12 protein-coding genes and 1 pseudogene are annotated in these 16,142 nt (G+C 50.7%); 9 read left to right on the forward strand and 4 right to left on the reverse strand.

All coding sequences use genetic code 11. The features are described 5' to 3' along the window. The 7 genes and pseudogenes from acnA to J0A65_RS11495 all read left to right on the forward strand — a co-directional run. The coding region (gene acnA, locus J0A65_RS11465; protein WP_232849905.1) for an aconitate hydratase AcnA at positions 1-1,390 on the forward strand (1,390 nt) is incomplete at its 5' end. A 99-nt stretch (positions 1,391-1,489) separates the two neighbouring features. Next, positions 1,490-1,669 carry a hypothetical protein gene (locus J0A65_RS11470; RefSeq protein WP_206594329.1) on the forward strand — a complete coding sequence of 60 codons (180 nt, stop codon included), beginning with the start codon at positions 1,490-1,492 and terminating at the stop codon, positions 1,667-1,669. Between the two features lie 25 nt (positions 1,670-1,694). Then, positions 1,695-2,876, forward strand: a complete 1,182-nt coding sequence (gene prpF, locus J0A65_RS11475; RefSeq protein WP_206594330.1) for a 2-methylaconitate cis-trans isomerase PrpF — start codon at positions 1,695-1,697, stop codon at positions 2,874-2,876. Positions 2,877-2,966: 90 nt separating this feature from the next. Further along, complete coding sequence (locus J0A65_RS27655) at positions 2,967-3,260, forward strand: serine hydrolase family protein (protein WP_206594331.1); 294 nt, start codon at positions 2,967-2,969, stop codon at positions 3,258-3,260. A gap of 68 nt (positions 3,261-3,328) precedes the next feature. Beyond that, positions 3,329-3,913 (forward strand): annotated as a pseudogene (locus J0A65_RS11485) (serine hydrolase domain-containing protein); the annotation flags it as partial. Beyond that, positions 3,882-4,403 carry a hypothetical protein gene (locus J0A65_RS11490; protein ID WP_206594332.1) on the forward strand — a complete coding sequence of 174 codons (522 nt, stop codon included), beginning with the start codon at positions 3,882-3,884 and terminating at the stop codon, positions 4,401-4,403. The pseudogene J0A65_RS11485 and the gene J0A65_RS11490, both read left to right, overlap by 32 nt. A 143-nt stretch (positions 4,404-4,546) precedes the next feature. Next, on the forward strand, positions 4,547-4,816 hold the full coding sequence (locus tag J0A65_RS11495; RefSeq protein ID WP_206594333.1) for a hypothetical protein: 270 nt from the start codon (positions 4,547-4,549) through the stop codon (positions 4,814-4,816). A 286-nt stretch (positions 4,817-5,102) separates the two neighbouring features. Here J0A65_RS11495 and J0A65_RS11500 read toward each other — a convergent pair whose 3' ends face one another. Genes J0A65_RS11500 through J0A65_RS11515 form a run of 4 tightly spaced genes read right to left on the reverse strand, consistent with a single transcriptional unit; the run spans position 5,103 to position 10,693 of the window. Then, positions 5,103-5,975: a putative zinc-binding metallopeptidase gene (locus tag J0A65_RS11500; RefSeq protein WP_206594334.1), complete on the reverse strand. Its 873-nt coding sequence runs from the start codon at positions 5,973-5,975 to the stop codon at positions 5,103-5,105. Further along, positions 5,975-6,724 carry a LytR/AlgR family response regulator transcription factor gene (locus J0A65_RS11505; protein WP_206594335.1) on the reverse strand — a complete coding sequence of 250 codons (750 nt, stop codon included), beginning with the start codon at positions 6,722-6,724 and terminating at the stop codon, positions 5,975-5,977. Before J0A65_RS11505 ends, J0A65_RS11500 begins: the two co-directional genes overlap by 1 nt. Further along, positions 6,717-7,793, reverse strand: coding sequence for a sensor histidine kinase (locus J0A65_RS11510; RefSeq protein ID WP_206594336.1), 1,077 nt, complete (start codon positions 7,791-7,793; stop codon positions 6,717-6,719). Before J0A65_RS11510 ends, J0A65_RS11505 begins: the two co-directional genes overlap by 8 nt. A gap of 50 nt (positions 7,794-7,843) precedes the next feature. Next, entirely contained in the window at positions 7,844-10,693 is a 2,850-nt protein-coding gene (locus J0A65_RS11515) for a TonB-dependent receptor plug domain-containing protein (RefSeq protein ID WP_206594337.1), read from the reverse strand. Between the two features lie 338 nt (positions 10,694-11,031). Between J0A65_RS11515 and J0A65_RS11520 the strand changes: the two genes are divergently transcribed. Beyond that, the gene (locus J0A65_RS11520) at positions 11,032-12,369 is read left to right on the forward strand and encodes a M64 family metallopeptidase (protein WP_206594338.1); all 1,338 of its coding nucleotides are present in this window, start codon (positions 11,032-11,034) and stop codon (positions 12,367-12,369) included. Between the two features lie 23 nt (positions 12,370-12,392). Then, entirely contained in the window at positions 12,393-16,130 is a 3,738-nt protein-coding gene (putA, locus tag J0A65_RS11525; RefSeq protein ID WP_206594339.1) for a bifunctional proline dehydrogenase/L-glutamate gamma-semialdehyde dehydrogenase PutA, read from the forward strand. Positions 16,131-16,142 lie beyond the last annotated feature (12 nt).

Genomic DNA, 16,142 nt, shown 5'->3' on the forward strand with positions numbered 1-16,142 from the left:
CATCACCAGCTGTACCAATACCAGTAATCCACGCAACGTGATTGCCGCCGGTTTATTGGCCCGCAATGCCAACGCCAAAGGTTTACTCAGAAAACCCTGGGTAAAAACTTCATTGGCCCCGGGCTCAAAGGCCGTGCAGCTGTATTTGGAAGAAGCCGGGCTATTGCCGGAACTGGAAAAACTTGGCTTTGGCATTGTGGCTTTTGCTTGCACCACCTGTAATGGCATGAGCGGGGCGCTGGATCCGGTTATTCAGCAGGAAATTATCGATCGGGATCTCTATGCTACTGCGGTGCTCTCGGGCAACCGTAACTTTGATGGACGGATTCACCCTTATGCCAAACAAGCATTTTTAGCCTCACCGCCCCTGGTAATCGCTTATGCCATTGCCGGTTCGGTGCGTTTTGATATTGAAAAAGACCCGCTCGGTGTGGATGCCCAGGGTAATCCGGTTACCCTCAAAGATATCTGGCCCACCGATGAAGAGATTGATGCGGTTATCGCCACCTCGGTGAAACCCGAACATTTCCGCAAGGTCTACGACCCCATGTTCGATTTAACCGTCGACTATGGCAGCCATATCGACCCGCTGTATAACTGGCGTGAAAAGAGCACTTATATTCGTCGTCCACCTTATTGGGAAGGGGCACTGGCGGGTAAGCGTAGCTTATCTGGTATGCGTCCGCTGGCAGTACTTGGCGATAACATCACCACCGACCACTTGTCACCATCCAACGCCATATTGCTGGATAGCGCCGCAGGTGAATACCTGGCCAAGATGGGCTTGCCTGAGGAAGATTTTAACTCCTACGCCACCCACAGGGGCGATCATCTGACTGCCCAGCGTGCTACTTTTGCCAATCCCAAGCTGTTTAACGAAATGGTCAAAGACGATGCAGGCAAGGTCAGACAAGGTTCACTGGCGCGCATTGAGCCAGAAGGGCAGGTTACCCGCATGTGGGAGGCTATTGAAACTTACATGCAGCGCAAACAGCCACTGTGCATTATTGCCGGTGCCGATTACGGGCAGGGCTCTTCCCGGGACTGGGCGGCCAAAGGGGTGCGCCTGGCCGGTGTTGAAGTGATAGTGGCCGAAGGCTTTGAGCGTATTCACCGTACCAATCTGATTGGTATGGGCGTATTGCCGCTGGAGTTTTTACCCGGCACTAACCGTAACACCCTGGGCATTGATGGCACCGAAACCTTTGATGTGCAAGGCCAGCGTGAGCCTGGCGCGATCCTGACCCTGGTCATCCATCGTCAGGATGGCCAGTCACAGCGCGTGTCGGTGAAATGCCGCTTGGATACCGCCGAAGAGGTGTCTATCTACGAGGCCGGCGGCGTGTTGCAACGCTTTGCCCAGGACTTCCTGGAAGCAAGCAACGCCTGATAAAAGCCTTATCCCACCGCAACAACATCGGTTTACCAAAGTTCTACTTGGTGTTTGTTGCGGGGGATAGACAACTGGCTGCATCGTTGGAGAATATTTATGTTTAAACCCCAGATTCGTATTCCTGCCACTTATATGCGTGGCGGATGGCGATCTTTTAGGTTTGAATTTCTCCTTAAATTCAAACCCGTCGCAGCAGGAAAATGTGATTTTCCCATGCTCGCAAGCATTGCCATGCTTGGTTGCCCATTCCAGGGCAACAGAGGTACCGCCAGTTAGCATCACTGCATCGTTGGAGAAATTTATGTTCAAACCCCAGATTCGTATTCCCGCCACTTATATGCGCGGCGGTACCTCTAAGGGTGTGTTTTTTAAGCTGGATGATTTGCCTGAGGCGGCGCAGGTAGCGGGCGCCGCCCGCGATGCGATTTTGCTGCGGGTTATTGGCAGTCCGGATCCTTACGCCAAACATACCGACGGTATGGGCGGGGCAACCTCCTCAACCTCAAAAACCGTGATCTTAAGTAAAAGCAGCCGGGCGGATCATGATGTGGATTATCTATTTGGCCAAGTCGCCATTGATAAGCCTTTTATAGATTGGAGCGGTAACTGCGGCAATCTGACTGCCGCGGTGGGGGCCTTTGCTATCAGTAACGGTTTGGTGGATAGCAGTCGGATCCCGCAAGATGGGCACTGCATCGTTCGTATTTGGCAGGCCAATATTCAAAAAACCATTATCGCCCATGTGCCTGTCACCGCTGGTCAGGTTCAGGAAACCGGCGATTTCGAACTGGATGGCGTGACCTTTCCCGCCGCCGAAGTGCAGATTGAGTTTCTTGACCCAGCCGCCGATGAAGACGGTGAGGGCGGGGCAATGTTTCCCACCGGAAATTTGGTGGACACCCTGGATGTACCTGACGTGGGCAGCTTTCCAGCCACCCTGATCAATGCGGGTATTCCCACCATCTTCGTCAATGCCAAAGACATTGGCTATACCGGGGCTGAACTTCAGGATGACATTAACAGCAACCCTGCGGCGCTGGCGCGCTTTGAACAGATCCGCGCTTATGGTGCGCTGAAAATGGGTTTGATTAGCGATATCAGTGAAGCCGCAACCCGCGCCCATACACCAAAGATTGCCTTTGTTGCGCCACCGCTTAACTATATGGCATCAAGCGGTAAAGCCGTGCACGCCAGCGATATCGACCTACTGGTGCGCGCCTTATCTATGGGCAAACTGCATCATGCTATGATGGGCACAGCAGCGGTGGCTATTGGCACTGCCGCCGCTATACCCGGCACCTTGGTGAATTTGGCCGCGGGCGGTAAAGAACGGCAAAGTGTGGTGTTTGGGCATCCTTCCGGCACCTTGCGCGTCGGCGCAGAAGCGAAACAGCTGGATGGCCAGTGGCTAGTCACTAAAGCCATCATGAGTCGCAGCGCACGGGTGCTGATGGAAGGCTGGGTAAGAGTGCCTTCATCATAGAGCTTGCCGATTACAGTATGTTTGTGTTGCTATAAACCCATGTAGGGATCGTCATAGATCCCGATATGGGTTAACACGGACAGCTACACCATGCACAAATTACACGCCTGCATCTTTTCAATTTCTTTAATGTTCGCCAATTTTCAAGTACTGGCGAATTCTTCCCTTCCGGTTATCGAACAACATTTGCTGCCACAACAATATTTAAAGGGCACACCCCGTACTTATTCCATTAAACAGATGATGGAAGCGCATAAAGTAAGTGGGTTGAGTCTGGCATTTATCGATAATGGTCAGTTGCTATGGGTTAAAGCCTACGGTGAAGCCAATCTGTCAGATAGACAACCTGTTACTACCAGTACGGTATTTACCGGTGCATATTAAGTAAACCGGTTTCCGCTGTCGCTGCCCTTAGGTTGGTTGATAAAGGCAAAATATAACTTGATAGTGATGTAAACCAATGGCTGAAAAATTGGCAGATACCTGCCAGTCCATATACCTCGGAGCAAAAAATTACGCTTCGTCATTTGCTCAACCACACTTCCGGGGTAAAGAATCATATATGGCAGAGTATCCAACCAGGACAAACTATTCCTGAGCTGTCTGTGCTTTTGGCTGGTGAAGCTAATGAGCCAGGAATAGAGATTCAATTCCGTCCAGGCGAACGTGAGAGATATTCCAATAGCGGTTACGCCATTGTGCAAAAACTCATAGAGGATGTAACTGGTGAGCCTTTTGAACTTGCGTTAGACAAGTTAGTACTCGAGGAAGTAGGGATGCTTGATAGCTCTTTTGGGCAACCTGTGCCAGACAGGTTGCGGGAAAAATTGGCAACGGGCTATAGCGAGGATTTGCAGCCATACTCCTACCAACTGTTCCCCTTTAAAGCGGCCGGTGGAATTTGGACCACACCAACAGATCTAGCTCATTTCATGGACAAAGTCATGACAAGCTTTCACCATCAGGGCGACGATTTCTTATCCAAAGGCTTGTTAGCACAAATTTTTGCCAACAAAGATGACAGGTTGTGTTTTTAGAATAAAACATGATGATCAGGGAACTATTTTTGAACATTGGGGCAGTAACGCCGGTTTTACCAGTTATATGGTAGGCTCGCTGGCGCAGCGTCAGGGACTGGTACTGATGACAAATAGCGATAATGGTTTTGCCTTAATGGCAGCCATTGCACGCACCTTGGCACATCATTACAACTGGCCTGTACTTAAGCCCCGGCAATTGGAGCCCGTCACGTTAGCCACTCAACAACTCTCGGCCTACGTTGGCACATTTGCTACCGCTTCCCAACCTGATACCGCTATGCAATTTCTGCATCTAAACGATACATTGATGCTCATTACAAAATATCAGCCAAAGCGACCACTTATTCCTGTCGGTAAAGCATTATTTTTTGACCCTGAGTCCAGCAGTACTTTTGAATTTCTGCAAGGTAGAGATGAGGCTGTTGGCTGGGTTAGAGTGACCGAAGCCTCAGGTTACAATAATGATTTCCCCAAAGTTGAACACTAAAGTCATACATAATGTGTCCGCGGGAATTTGAATTCGTTACATATAGTATTGCTTGTATCCGCTGAGAAAAAGTTGATTTTGTTACGTAATTCATGACTAATAGCAAATTGATAAAGCCATGATTATGTAACGGAATCAACTGGATGCGACGACCGATTCGAAAAGAAATTCAGCTCGATTGGCTGGAACAAAAAGCCCCCAGAGGCGGCGCCAGGCCTGGAGCAGGGCGACCAGCAAAACGCGGAAAAACCTTGGTAAAACGTATCCCGCTGCAATACGCCGAAGCCATAGATACGCTCATTGCACATCTGGACGAGCAGCGTGACTGCCCGCAACTCGAGTCTAGTCTGCACATCCAGGATTTAGACAACCGCGACATTCTCCTCTCTGTTAAAACCCGGGTTAAAACCTGATTGTGTAACATATTCAATGATGCATGGCTGCTGGCCTGAAACGGATTTGCTGAGGTTAGTTTTCACTTAATACAAAGCTGAAACTCTCTCTCGCGTCGTCCTGCACATCAGGTTGCTGGCCAACTGGTGTTCTTAGCAACTTTAATTGTGAAAGCGTTAATAAGTACCTTTGCGTGGGCAAAGGTACGTCTTGGTTATCTGGCTGTGCTTTGTGCTTATCTTTTGTTGTCATCTTATTAGTTACCTTGCCGGAATGAGCAGGTAATAACACTGAAGCACAGCGGTCTTATTCACCAGCTCGTTGGTTACCAACAGCGGATTGGGTTGTCTCAGTGGGGGCTACGGAGACGTTAATGGAGTCCACATGGGCACAAACTGCACCTGCTGCAAGATAGTTTTGGATGTAAGCAGGCCAAGCCATGGCCAGTTCTGGGGCTAAACATTCAATTTGCGCAGTGAGCAAACGAATTTTCTGCTGCAAAATGGGGTCAGATTCAACCAGTGGCGCAACCTTCAGCCAGCTTTTTTCTGCCCAGATAATTGCCCAGATCTCGGCTTTATCTTCCTCCAGGCCACTCATAGCATAACCATTTACAAAGCCTGGATGCGGATGACTAAACACTGATACGCTGCTGTCTCTGGCAGAAGCACCGCCTTTACCATAAGTAAAATCGGCAGGATTGAGGCTATGCCACTTAGGATCCTTGTAGTAGGCGCTGCCATAGAGCTGCTGCTCCAGCATATGGTAAAACTCATGATGAACAACATGACGAAGATAGGCATCACCAGGCGCATCCACATCGTAATACAACACTTCATGTATGTAATCGGGTACGGCCGCTCGAGGTTGAGCTCCCACAGCCAGCTTACGCACAAAAGCCACAGTAGCTAAGCCAGATAGGTGGAGCAGGGCTGAAGGCAGTTTATTAACTTCCTGCTCAAACAAGCCTAAATAGTTAATCAGGTTTGGATCACTGTCCAACTGAAGTGCCTGATATCGGATGTCCCAGGGGGAAGCGATCAGGGGTTGGGTTTCAATGGTAAAAAACACCCCAGTGCGCTGATGTTGTGTGTCTAGCAGACTGGCACGCTGAAATTCAGGTTTAGCTGCACAGCCTGCCAGCACGAGCAGCACAAGTGGAAACATTCTTTTAAACATTATAGCTCCGAGGGCATACTGCGAAACAAGTGCTGAGAACTGCGGCTTACCGGCAGTCCGCTGGCGACACCTTTCATAAATACTTGTAATTGTTCGGGCTCACTGGCGCTCACATGATCAAGATGATTAAGGTTGATCACTATGCTGCGATGGATTTGCCAGAAACACTCGGGATCAAGTTGTAACAAGAGTGTTTTAAGCGGCATGCGCACCAGCGCCTCCCGCTCGGCGGTCACAACTTTCACATACCGTCCACTGGCCTGAAAATACAAAATATCTTGTACCGCCACTAACCAGATCCGCGTACCAATCTGCACCTTAATGCGTTTGAGATATTGCCTGGTGTCGCCCTGCAGGTTCAAAAGAGTCTGCGTGATATCCATGGGCTGGCTGTTGAGCCGCTCTTGCACGCGTTTGATGCAATCTTGCAAACGTTCATCAGAATAAGGCTTAAGCAGATAGTCAATGGCCCCGGTTTCAAAGGCCGATACCGCATACTGGTCATAGGCGGTGACAAACACAAAGTGGCTTTGACCGCCGGCTTTAAGGGCAACGTCAATGCCCGTCAGGTCGCCCATTTGAATATCCAAAAATGCCACCTGGATATCATGCTCCTGTATAGCATCCAGTGCTTCTTCGCCGGACTGACACTTAGCTACGATATTTGCCTGAGGCCAGTATTTGCCAAGCTTAACGGCCAGACTATCGAGCAATATCGGTTCATCATCGGCAATAATCAGATTAACCATGTAAGGGTAACTCCAAGGTGGCAACGGTCAGAGGCGACTGGCAGGACATACTGAACCTGGCCCGGCCATCATAGGCTTTTTCCAGGCGTGCAATCAGGTTACTCAGGCCGGTTCCTTGGGGTTCGTCCTGTAATAGATCCGCATCATCACTAACCGTCAGCAACATGCTTTGTCCTTGCTGCGTGGCTACAATGCGAATGGTACCGCCCCGTCGGGTCTTTTCGATGCCATGCTTAATGGCATTCTCAACCAGTGACAACACTGACATAGGCAACACCGGGCAGGTCGCTAAATTGTCATCACTATCAATCTGAAAATTTAATTTGTCGCCAAAACGGATCTTTTGGATATTCAGATAGCGTCTGACAATCTCCAATTCCTCGCTGAGCTTGATAAAGCGTTGCCGGAATTGGGGAATGGTAGAGCGTAGGTAACGGGTCAATTCTTCTAACAAGTGTTTGGCTCGTTCACCGTCGATATCTATCAGATTGTGCAGATTAGCCAGGGTATTAAAGAAGAAATGCGGCTCAAGCTGGGCCTGTAACAGATGCAGTTCCAGCTCGGCTTTATCCCGTTGCTCGGTAGTTTGGGCAATCTGGTTGCGCAAGTTTTGAAATTGAATCTGCGATTCCCGGCGTTTGACGTAAATGATCACAAAAATGGCCCAGGCAGCCAGCAGCAGGTTGCCCAACAAATAGGTGGAAGCTGCCAGTAACGGCGGGACAGCCTTACCACTCCAGCCGAACATTAAGAAGCTGACAGGCAAGCTTATGGCGAAGGCTAAGCCGCCGATTGACATCACGCGCAGAAAACCTAATTTGGCATCCGGGCCTGGCGATAAAAGTAGGTAGGAAAACATCAGGGCAAAACCAAGCAGGTTATACACCTTGATGTATTCAGTAATGCTGGCATAGAAAGCCGAAAAATCCGCGCCATCAGCGATCAGATAATGTAACGCGTTTAAAACGGCACCAAGGGTATTGAGCAGTAATACCACCACCAGGTCGCGCCAACCAATGGTGGTGTAAATCGACAGTAATTTATCGCGCAGTAAATTCAGGTACTTCATTGAATTATCCGTGTAGCCCGCCTAAGCGGCGGGCCTTCTTATTATCAAACTCAGAACTTATGGGTGATACCCAGGCTGTAATATCTACCCAGGGTGGTGTACAGACCTGCAGTATAGCCTTGTTCCCAACTGGCACCGCCAGTATTGGCCGCAGGGATTTGCGGTGTTTCTCTGCCGGTCAGGTTTGACACATAGACATTCACACTGGTGTGGTCATTGAAGTGGTAATTCAATCCCATATCCAGGTACCAGAGCCTGCCAGTATCATAAACAGAGTAGTCTGCAGGGTCATTGCTGTTGTCCGGGGTTTGCGAGCCAATGTAATGTCCTACCATCGACAGGCTGAGATCCTCTGTCCAAAGGGTCAGCGTGTTTCTACCGCGCCATTTAGGAAAGGCCAGTTCGCCCATGGTTTGTACAATTTCTGCATTGGGATCCGACTGCAGATCACGTTGCATTAGCCTGCTCCAGTTACTGCGAAGTCCCAGGCTGAATCCCAAATTTGCGAAGTGATAACTGTAGTCCAGCGCATAATCTATACCTCGGGTTTTATGACTGGCCAGATTCAGATAAGCCACGTTGACCTGCGTGTAGTCATCATGAAATTCCAACATATCGCAGAACACATTATCCAAGCTCTGGCTGTCCATACAATTGGGATACACGCTGCTCCAGTTAATGGTGCCAATCTTGTCAACCAGATTGATATCCCAATAATCCACGATCAGGTTCAGGCCTTGTAGCACCTCTGGTGAGTACACCATACCAGCCGTAAAGGTGTATGCGCGCTCGGCTTTCAGATCCTCATTTCCGGAGTACACAATCAGGGCGTCATTGTAATAGTTAGCTGGGTCTTCCAATCCACGGGCATTACAGTTCGCTTCACGGTACTCAGAGCCGTTTTTACGGTACGCGGAGTAACATACCTCATAAACATAGTTCCAGTACTGACTCTCTTCCTGATAGATCTCATTGATGTTAGGTGCTCTGGCGGCTTTCGCGCGGCTGGTTCTGAGTTTCAGTGAATCAAAGGGATTCCAATCCAATCCAACCATCCAACTGTGGTTCGTGCCAGCGGTACTGTACTTGGCTGTTCGCCAGGCGCCACTTAATACCATTGAATCCGCCAGCAGCATGTCACTGAGTAGCGGTACCCGCACTTCAGCAAAGGCTTCGGTAACATCGTACTTACCGGATAAGGGGTTAGCCGTGTAATAGTTTGCGCCTATCCCGTTTAATTGAGTGTCCGACGGGGTGCTGGTGCTTTGCTCGCGGCGGTGCTCAACACCCGCAGCAAAACTGGCGTATCCGGCCGGCAGCTCAAACAGATCGCCATCGATACTGGCGCTGACCACGGTTTGCTTTAATTTGGCTTTGCTGGTGTGAGGATCCAGCTGCAAAGCCGCCAAGGTGTCGCTACTCAGAGGTTGAAAGACATTAATCGAGCAGCCTTCGTCACAACTGCTTTCCCAGGACCATTCAGTGCCCGTCCATACCCATCCCTGTGTGCCCCAGACTTCTTTGTCCCAATAACTTTGTGAATAGTCATTTACATAGGTGGTATCCACAGAGGTTTGCCCATGCTGTGCACTTAGCTGCCAGCGATAGCCGTCGCCAATTCGCCCCTCCAGCGTCACCACGGCCTGAAATAAATCGTATTCATAATCAGAGCCTGCGCGTCCCACTTCTGGAAAATAGCCACCAAACAAAAGGCCCTGGCCGGTTCGTGCCACTTCGGCTTGTTGCTCTGCGGTGTAAAAGGGGTAGTTACGGGCCAAACGGGTAACACCATATTCTGCCAGTGGCTCGGTGCGACTTTCTGATTCCGTTTTTACGTACTTAAATTCGCTGGTTAGTTGCACCTCGTTGCCCAATTCCCGGCTGAGATTAAGGTTCAGGCTGAGTTTATCCACCGGAACAGCCAGTCGCCCCCAATTGTAACGGGTGTAAAAATTCGGGTTGCTGCTATCTACGGTCAACGCGGCTAACTGTGTGGTACTGGTACCGAATACGTCTTCGCCTTCTGCGGTCATGGCCACCAATGCCCCGCTGGCATCTAAACGATAGGGTAGCCCATCAATTAAAAAGGCCCGCTCGTTGGTAGCATAAAGCGGTGAACGATGGGCCAGGATTTGCGCAGGGCTGTCGCCGTTGGGATTGGTGATATAAGTCAGATCATTAGCCACATAGTCTCGGGTTCTGGCTTCCACGGCGTCTGATGTCTGATAGCTCACATGGACATTAAAATTACCTTTGCCATCTTCAAAGTTCTGACCATGGGTAAAAGTGCCGTACCAACGTTTACCGTCCCCGTCTCCGGTCTGGTTATAAGACACTGATGCTTCAGTACCTTCGAAATCGTCTTTAAGAATAATATTAACCACACCAGACACGGCATCTGCGCCATAAATGGCCGATGCGCCACCGGTCATAATGTCAACGCGCTTGATCAGAGCCGTGGGTATGGAAGACACATCCACCTCACTGGTACCAGGCAAAGAAGGTACATGACGGCGGCCATTTACCAGCACCAGGGTTCGATTTGAGCCCAGTCCGCGTAGGTCCTGGCGACTTATTCCGGCATAGCCGTTGGCATTACTGGTTTCAGTACCGCCAGCTGGCGTCATACTTGGCAATTCATTGAGCAGCTCATTAATGTCCACTGTACCTGTTTTGGCAATATCACCAGCATCAAAGCTAACCACAGGGGTATGGCTTTCGATGTCGGTGCGGCGAATTCGGCTGCCGGTAACGTCGATAACCTCGACAGTTTGATCTTCATTCTTCACATCGGTGTCGCTGTCCTGTGCTTGCGCAACAGGGGCGAGCCCCATCATGGATAGTACGAGCAGTGAGTAGCGAAAAGGCTGGGTTCTGGCGGTGTAATTCACTTGATGCATGTTGTGTTGTCCGTTTGTTATTGTATTTCGCCAATCATCAGGCTTAGGCAAGCACGGAATCGGCATCACAACTTGATAACATTTAACCCGCAATAAAAATGGTCTTGTGCATGAATGGTAGAATGCTTGTATCCAATGCTGCCTTGCTGGTTATTAACTGAATGCAAGTTTGACCGACATTGTAAATAACCTGGCATTTGCGCAATGAAGTCCCCGTCCCTTGATGACCGCAACCGGGGGGCTCATGCCCCGATTACCGCCGCCGGATGCCAGTGACATTGTGTGCTTAGGGCAATGTATTTAGCGTGCGCCTTGAATTTTGTTTTCAAGGTATTCCTATGCGTATATTGCTCGGCCTTCTTACCTCGCTGTATTTACTCAGTGCGTCAGCCACGCCCATCTGGAGACTGGATTTTATTCATTCCGGTGGTCACAGTGAACCTGAACAGTTTAGCGAACTGAAATTGGTTAAAGAACCCGGCTCCTGGTCGTCTGCCTGGTTTGACGAATTGCTGCGTGGCGACTATAAGCTGGAGCTTTTTGCCAAAGGGAGCGACACCCCGTGGTTTGCACAAAGCTTCAACTCGGTGTATTCCGATTGGGCCAGAGGGGTAGAAGCGACCCGCCAGAAAGGGCGGTTTGAAGAGTCAGTGCGCTTTCCCGCACCCAGTCAGGATTCAACCCTGATCATCTCCGCCCGTCAGTTGCATCAGCAAGGCCAGCCATTTGTGCCTATTTGGCGCACCGAGATTTATGCCAACAGTCAACCTAAACAAGCCGAACCGCCCGCCAAGTCTGTTATTCGAGACCTGCAACACACTGGCGATCCAAAACATAAACTGGATCTGCTGTTTATTGCCGAAGGTTTTATCGAAGACGAGCAGGAGGCCTTTTTTACTGCAGCAGACAAGGCCAAAGCTGCGCTGTTCAGCCTAGAGCCTTACCGCAGTTTGCAGGACGCATTTAACATCCGCGCCATGTTCTTACCTTCAAAGGCGTCCGGACTGGGCGGTGATACGGCGTTAAAAGTTAACCCTAATGCACTAGGCATGGCGCGATATGCCCTGACCCTGGAGAATTTCAGGCTGCGTAATGCCGCAATGCAAGTGCCATACGACAACATTGTGATCTTAACCAATTCCGCCGCCTACAGTGCCAGCGGCATTTTTGCCGCCTATACCGTGGTACCGGCTTTTGAGCCGCGCCTGCGTTTTTTGTTGGTGCATGAACTCGGCCACCACCTGGCTGGCCTGGCCGATGAGTATTTTCATGACACGCCGGGCTATGCCAAGGCAACCGAGGTGATTGAGCCACACGAGCCAAATGTCACTGCACTAAAAGGCAAGCCTCTTAAATGGCAAAAATGGATAAAGCCAGGCACGCCCATTCCCACCCCATGGGATCGTGAACGCTTTATGCAGAATCCGCGCAACGATCAGCATTGGTTGGAAGATGCGCCTTTTGCCGGCGAGGTTGGTGCCTTTCAGGGGGCGAATTACAGCCCCACCCAATTTTACCGACCAGCCCTGAATTGCCTGATGTTTAGAGATGGTGGAAACAACCAGTTCTGCCCCATTTGCGCACACGCCATACGTGAAGTCGTAGAGGCGGCTGTCAATGCCACAACCAGACCCAATAAACCGCGCCCTGCAGCTCATGCTGCGGCAATGCGCTAGTTCCGATTTTTGAGGTAAATGCCATGCTTTTTTCCGCCCCGTTCCCCCCCGTTTGTGAGCGTCGCCAACTGATCCGTGACCATTTTCATTGTGATGAAGCCGATTTGGTTTCCGAGCTTATTCCACTTGCCCGGCTCGATGATAGCGCCAAAGCCAGTGCCAAATGTCAGGCCCATCAGTTAGTCAAGCAAATGCAGCAAGCCGCCGCTGGTTTGATGGAGAGTCTGTTACAGGAATATGCCTTATCAAGCGAAGAGGGAGTAATCCTCATGTGTCTCGCCGAGGCCTTATTACGTATCCCTGACAAGGCGACTCGCGATGCCCTGATTGCAGAAAAACTGGGGCAGGGTAACTGGCAGGCTCACCTGGGCAACAGTGCATCTGGGTTTGTAAATCTTTCCAGCCTGGGGCTACTGACCGGCAAGAAAATGCTCAATGAGAAACGCAGTGAAGCCCTGTTCAATCGCATGCTTAAAAGGCTGGGTAGCCCCTTGGTGCGCAGCGCCATGGGTTTTGCCATGACCTTGCTGGGCGGGCAATTTGTGACTGGGCAAAGTATCGAGAAAGCCCGCCAAAACGCCCAATCACAAGAGCAGCTTGGCTATCGTTATTCTTATGACATGCTCGGTGAAGGTGCCCGCACTCAACAGGATGCAGACCGTTATTTTGCCAGTTACCAACATGCAATACAGGCCCTGGTAGGTAAACATAGTGATATTGCTGCCAATCCTGGTATTTCGGTCAAACTGTCAGCCATTCACCCGCGCTATGAACTGGCACAAAAAGACCGGGTCATGAAAGAATTGGTCCCCCGTTTGCTCAACCTGGCGATGTTAGCTAAGCAGCAACAGATAGGGCTGACGGTGGATGCAGAAGAGGCCAATAGGCTGGACTTGTCACTGGATGTTATCGAAGCGGTTTTCCTGGCGCCGGAGCTGGCTGATTGGAATGGATTTGGCTTGGCCGTTCAAGCTTATCAAAAACGTGCATTGCCACTGGTTAAATGGCTGGCCGACTTGGCACAACAAGCCAAGCGTCGCCTGAACGTGCGGTTGGTAAAAGGCGCGTACTGGGACAGTGAGATTAAACTGGCACAGCAACAAGGCCTCGCGGACTATCCGGTTTTTACGCGCAAACAAAGTACAGATGTCAGCTACCTGGCCTGCGCCAGGGAACTGCTTAATGCCCAGTGGATTTATCCGCAATTTGCCACGCACAATGCCTACACCCTGGCCTGTATTCTGGAAATGGCCCAGGACAGACGCAACTTTGAGTTTCAGCGTTTGCACGGAATGGGCGAAGCCATGTATAACGATTTAGTACAAAGTGGCAAAGCCCATTGCCGTATCTACGCTCCCGTGGGTAAATACGCTGATTTGTTACCTTATCTTGTCAGACGCTTATTGGAAAACGGTGCCAATACCTCCTTTGTTAACCTGGTGCAAAACAAACAGTTGGATCTGAGTTGTTTACTGGCTGATCCTGTCGACGCCCTGGTAAACAAAACTCACAAACGCAACCCGCACATTCCCTTACCGGCTGATATTTACGGGCCTGAACGGCCAAATGCACGGGGGCTGGACAGCCATAACGATGATGAACTTATCGCGCTCAATGTGAATTTGCAGAACTGGTGGCAAACCCAATCGACACAAGCACTGCACAAGGTCGACAACGTCTCAGACGCGCCGACGCTGCAGATCAGAAATCCAGCCGATCGTCGCCAACTACTGGCCACACTTATCCCACATGACCAGGCTGGGATTGAACAAGCCATTACGCAAGCCAATGCGGCATTCGAAAGCTGGTCAGCTCGCACAGCGGACGACAGGGCGGAGGTATTACAAGCATTTGCAGAGCTGCTTGAGACGCATCAGGATGAGTTGCTGGGTCTGTGCATTAAAGAGGCAGGAAAAACCCTGGATGACGCCATTGCAGAAGTGCGCGAAGCCGTGGATTTCTGCCGTTACTACGCCGTACAGATAAAGCAATACGCCAGTCAACCTGAACTTAATGCGCTGGGTACCGTGCTTTGCATCAGTCCTTGGAACTTTCCATTGGCTATTTTTGTCGGCCAGGTAGTAGCCGCGTTGGTAGCGGGCAATACAGTGGTGGCTAAACCGGCAGAACAAACCAGTTTGATAGCCCTTCGTGCCACAGCGTTATTGTACACGGCGGGACTTACCCCCAACGCCTTACAGATAGTTTTAGCTAAAGGATCTTTAGTGGGGCAGGTAGCCCTGCCGGATCCCAGGATCCAGGCCGTGATGTTTACCGGCTCAAACCCCACTTGCGCGCATATTGCTAAACAGCTGGCTAAACGGGGAGAAGCGATTCCACTGATCGCCGAAACCGGTGGCCAGAACACGATGATTGTTGACTCTACGGCTTTGCTAGAACAGGTCGTGGATGACGTTATCCAGTCAGGTTTTAAAAGTGCCGGTCAGCGCTGCTCTGCGCTCAGGGTGTTGTACGTGCAGGACGATATTGCCGATGCGTTGATTACTATGTTGCAAGGCGCCATGCAGGAACTGCGAGTGGGCGACCCGGCTTTGTTGGCCACAGATATTGGGCCGCTGATTGATACTAAGGCATTGGATAATCTGGAGCGCCACGCCCGCCGCATGGACAACGAAGGGGTGTTACTGGCTAAAATCAACCCAGACAGCGAGATGGATCAAGGCTACTTTTTTGCCCCGAGATTGTACGAAATCAAGCACATTTCCCAGCTACAGGAAGAAGTGTTCGGCCCTTGCGTACACTTGATTCGTTTTCAGGCCGCCAAGCTCAATGAAGTTGTCGAGCAAATTAACTCCACAGGTTTTGGTTTAACCGCCGGCATTCATTCACGTCTGGCCAATAGAGCGGAGCAACTGACCAAACAAATTCAGGTGGGTAATCTTTACGTTAACCGTAACATGGTGGGTGCGGTGGTCGGGGTTCAGCCCTTCGGTGGCAGAGGGCTGTCGGGAACCGGGCCTAAAGCTGGGGGGCCTTTGTATTTAAGTCGTTTATTAAGACCCGCGGCTACCGGCATCAATGTGCAGACAAGCTGGCCCGATGCTCTGCCTTTGGATGTACCCGCGCCGGTCATTGATAAGCAAAGACTGTTGCGCTGGCAAGCCACGACCTTATCGGTCAGGGAGACTAAGCTTAGTGGCGTATTATCTGGTTTGCTGCCCATGGGGGAGGGATTATTCATTGCACAGCAACAAACTGAGCAGCGGTATTCTCAGGCCAGGCAGTATCTGGCTAAAGCCAATTGCCTGCCGGGTCCAACCGGGGAGCGTAACGAACTGCATTTTGAGCCAAGAGGCTGGCTGCTGTACTTATATGATGCGAGATTCGACGCACATTTACAGGATGCGCTGGTAAGTGCACTGATCAGTGGTAATGGTCTGCTGATTGCCGGCTTGGGTCAGTTGACCGGGGCCCTTAAAACGTTGGGAAAATCAGAGCTACCTATAGAGCTTACCCAATTTACCCCAAAGCTACTGACGCATCCGGACATAAAAGGGGTTATCTGTGCCCCGGATGGCGGCTATCACACTTTAGTACAACAGGCATTGGCTTCCAGAGCCGGGCCTTTGCTGCCACTGATTTGTGAACCAACCGGGCTGCGGCTGTTGCAACGTATGTGGCTGGAGAAAACCATTACGGTGAATACCACAGCCATAGGCGGAAATGCGTCACTAATGTTACTTGATGACGAGCCTGAGCACGCTGCGCCGCCGCAGTGGCAAGCCGCAGTTGGGGTCTAATTTATTCGCGGG

This window comes from Bowmanella yangjiangensis (assembly GCF_017255015.1).
GTDB classification, from domain to species: Bacteria; Pseudomonadota; Gammaproteobacteria; order Enterobacterales; family Alteromonadaceae; genus Bowmanella; species Bowmanella yangjiangensis.